The sequence below is a fragment of the Halorubrum sp. AJ67 genome, from assembly GCF_000513435.1.
On record NZ_CBVY010000009.1, the window covers coordinates 44,352 to 45,995 of the forward strand.

General features: G+C 69.3%; 2 protein-coding genes. One reads left to right on the plus strand and one right to left on the minus strand.

Annotated features, from left to right (window positions below; translation table 11 throughout):
* Positions 1-505, minus strand: a 505-nt coding sequence (locus BN903_RS09175) for an HAD-IA family hydrolase (RefSeq protein ID WP_048077450.1), incomplete at its 3' end; no start/stop codon positions are given.
* 134 nt (positions 506-639) lie between these two features.
* On the opposite strand from BN903_RS09175, the gene BN903_RS09180 reads away from it, so the two are divergent.
* Positions 640-1,518, plus strand: coding sequence for an HD domain-containing protein (locus BN903_RS09180; RefSeq protein WP_048077451.1), 879 nt, complete (start codon positions 640-642; stop codon positions 1,516-1,518).
* Positions 1,519-1,644: the final 126 nt, after the last annotated feature.

Genomic DNA, 1,644 nt, shown 5'->3' on the forward strand with positions numbered 1-1,644 from the left:
TGCCGGTCCGGGCCGCGCCGTGGCGGTACAGCTCGGCGGCGGGCTTGAACGTCTCCACCTCGTCGGCGCTGATCGTGTCCGCGAGGAGATCCGCGATGTCGGCGTGGTCGACCATCGACGCCAGCATCTCCGGGTCGCCGTTCGAGAGGACGTAACAGTCGTAGCCCGCGTCGCGGAGCCGGCGGACGCCCTCGCGCACGTCGTCGAACACCTCCAGCTCGTGGTACACCGCGAGGATCTCGTCGCGCTCCGCGGCCGGGAGGTCGACGCCGTGCGCCGCCAGCGCGTACGTCAGCGCGTCCCGGTTCATCTCGAAAAAGGGCTGGTAGGCGTCGACCGCGTTCGCGACGAACGTGTACGCCAGCGACCGCGACCGCCACAGCCGCGACACCGGCTCGGGGTCGGGAACGCGGTCCGCGAGCGCCGCCTCGGCGGCCTCCACGTCCACGAGCGTGCTGTACGAGTCGAAGGTTACGGTCGACACGCGCTCGGCGTCGAGCGTCATATGCGGACCAACAGTCGTCGGCGGAATAAGCGTCGGGACGACGGTAGGACCGACGCAGGCGACCGCGGGACCGACGCGAACACCGGACGCGCCGATCGCGGATTTATAAGCGTCGAGCGTCACTCATCGACGCTATGACCGATCAAGCCGACGACGAGCGCGACCCCACGGCGGGCGACGTCGCCGACGCCGACGCCGAGATCGACCCCGACGCCGACCGCCACTACGACCCCGACGCCGACCACGCCTTCCCCGACGAACGGCTCAACGAGGTCTTAGAGCGGCTCCTGTCCGACGAGGAGATCGTCGCGTACCTGGAGGCCCAGAACGTGAATCCGGTCGCCCGAAAGGGGTACAACGACCACGGCACCAAACACGTCGAGATCGTCCGTGACCGCGCGCTACAGCTGTACGACCTGCTCAAGTCCGGCGGCGTCGAGTTCAACGGCGCGCGCCAGCAGGGGTTGGACGAGGCGGACGAGCCGGTGATCGTCGCGCTGGCGGCGACGCTCCACGACATCGGTCACGTCGTCCACCGCCACGACCACCCGTACTACTCGATCCCGCTCGCGGCGGACTTACTCGACGACCTACTCCCCGCCTTCTACGACGTGGCGGAGCAGGTCCGCGTGAAAGCCGAGGTGCTCCACGCGATTTTGTGCCATCACACGGAGGAGCAGCCGCTGACGCTGGAGGCCGGCGTCGTCCGGATCGCGGACGGGCTCGACATGGAGCGCGGCCGCTCGCGGGTCCCCTACGAGGAGGGCGGCCGCGGGATAAACACCGTCTCCTCGCAGGCGATCGAGCGCGTCTCGCTCCGCGAGGGCGACGAGACGCCGGTCCAGGTCGTGATCCGAATGAACAACGCCGCGGGCGTGTATCAGGTGGACTCGCTGCTGAAGGCGAAGATCGACGGGTCGCTGCTCGAAGAGAAGGTCCGGACCGTCGCGATCAACACCCACAGCGACGGCGTCGACGGCAACGAGGCGATCGTCGACCGGATCGAGCTGTAGTCGGGATTCCGGACGGCTCCGACCGGCTCAGGGCCCGCGGAGCGTCTCACCCGCGCCGTTCCGGTGGGAGGCCTCGTCAGCGACGCTCGTCGCGGCGACGGTCGTCGTCCGCGCGAGGTGGCCGGC

Excerpts from the sequence above, each read along its gene's own strand:
- BN903_RS09180 (WP_048077451.1), top strand. The coding sequence starts at position 640 with ATGACCGATCAAGCCGACGACGAGCGCGACCCCACGGCGGGCGACGTC.